Here is a 1,418-nt window from a genome sequence, read left to right as displayed (position 1 = left end):
GCCAGATGGAGCAGGCTCGCGGCCGGCGCGCGCCTGCTCCATCTGGCGGGCGCCGAGCGCAAGGCCGAGCCCGCCGCGGCGCTGACGTCTGCGGGCTACGCGATCGCGACGCACGTGGCCTACGCGGCCGAGGCCGTGCCGCACCTGCCGGACGCGGTCTTTTCCGCGCTGGCCGCGACGCCGCCCGGGCTCGATGCCGCCCTGCACTACTCCCGCCGCAGCGCACGCGTGGCGCATCGATTGTCGGAAGCGGCCGGACACGGCGGAGCTTTCGGCGCGTTGAGGCATTACTGCCTGTCGGACGACGTGGCCGCAGCCCTGGACCAAGCCGGGGTCGCGGCCCATTTCGTCGCTGGGCGACCGCGCGAGGACGACCTCCTCGCGGGCCTGTCCTGACATCCTTGCGATGCCGTCGGATCGGGTCTCGCCCGGTTCGAACCGGGGATGGTAGGAAGGCGTCGCACGAGGCGGCGCGGGGTCGCGGAAACGCTTGAGATCGGGGCGCCGGGCAGAGCCGCCGCGCCGGGCACGTCGAGACGGGAGAGACAACGGCCGTGAAGCCACCATCCAACGACGCCGACCGCTCGAACGCCGGAACCCCGACCCCGGGCGCCGCGAAGGACGGCCCGACGACTCCGAACGCCCCTCCCGCGCAGGCCGGCAAGCCCGGAGCGCCCGCGACGCCGCAGGGCCGCCCCTCCGACACCCTGCCGCCGGGCATCCACGTGAAGTCGGAGCCGGGCAAGCTCGAAGCCGGCAAGTTCGAACCGGGCAAGCCGGCGGCTTCCGTCGCCTCGCCTTCGTCCTCGTCCGCCCCCACCCCGGCGTCGAAGCCCGAGGCCGGCCGGACCGATCCGCCGACCTCCGCCAACCCCAAGATCGAACCCGGCCGCCCGGCTCAGCCGTCCTCCGCGGCGTCGGATCCGACGAAGACCGAAGCCAAGCCCGCGGTCGCGCCGGGCGCAAGCGCGGCAAGCCCGACGGGCAAGCTTGGCACCGAGCCTGGCAGGCCCGGACTCTCCGGCGCACCGGCCGGATCGTCCGCTGCAAAGGAGCCGGGCAAGCCCGAGACGAACAAGCCGGACGCCGGCAAGCCCGAGTTCGGTCGCCCCGGTGCGACCACCGAGCCGCCGAAATCCGCCGACGGCCCGGCCCAAGGCGGGCCGCGCCCCACGGGCGCTCTCACCGACGGGCCGATCATCGACCTGAGGGCCAAGCGCGTCGAGGACGCCGCGAAGAAGCCGGACGCGAAGGGCGACGTGCGCGGCGACGCCAAGGCGGCGGCGGCCGGCGCAGCGGGCCTCGCTGCCGGCATGGCCGCATCCAACGGCAAAACTTCCGACAAGGCTTCCGACGACAAGGCTTCCGACAGCAAGCCAGGTGCCGCGACGGCCGGCGCCAAGCCCGCCGGCTCCGGC

General features: G+C 74.7%; 1 protein-coding gene and 1 pseudogene. Both read left to right on the top strand.

The annotated features are described in order from the left end of the window. On the top strand, positions 1 to 396 hold a 396-nt coding region (locus FV229_RS26850), incomplete at its 5' end, for a uroporphyrinogen-III synthase (protein ID WP_187275307.1). A gap of 158 nt (positions 397 to 554) precedes the next feature. Further along, positions 555 to 1,418 (top strand): annotated as a pseudogene (locus FV229_RS26845) (hypothetical protein); the annotation flags it as partial.

Origin of the sequence: Methylobacterium sp. WL120, assembly GCF_008039465.1 — a bacterium.
Classification (GTDB): domain Bacteria; phylum Pseudomonadota; class Alphaproteobacteria; order Rhizobiales; family Beijerinckiaceae; genus Methylobacterium; species Methylobacterium cerastii.
The sequence above is the reverse complement of the archived record's forward strand: the minus strand, read 5'-3'. Positions and strand labels throughout refer to the sequence as shown.